Here is a 246-nt window from a genome sequence, read left to right as displayed (position 1 = left end):
CCATGGAAAACCCGCAAATTATAAGGCGGGTGACAAATATGACCCAACCGATTGACTCCAAACTGCGTGCAGCAGCGCTCGAATACCACGAATTCCCCACCCCCGGCAAAATCTCCGTTACCGCAACCAAACAGCTGGTCAACCAGCGTGATCTGGCACTGGCCTATTCGCCAGGGGTAGCGGCTGCCTGCGAGGAAATTGTTGCCGATCCCTCCAACGCATTTCGTTATACCTCGCGTGGCAATC

Annotated in this window: 1 pseudogene; it reads left to right on the top strand. The window is 54.9% G+C overall.

The features are described from left to right. Positions 1–38: 38 nt before the first annotated feature. Positions 39–246, top strand: a pseudogene (locus ACZ3HG_RS24550) (hypothetical protein); the annotation flags it as partial.

The organism is Erwinia sp. PME.40.26/001, from assembly GCF_055556675.1.
Note: the sequence above shows the minus strand (reverse complement) of the source record. Positions and strands in the feature narration are given on the sequence as shown.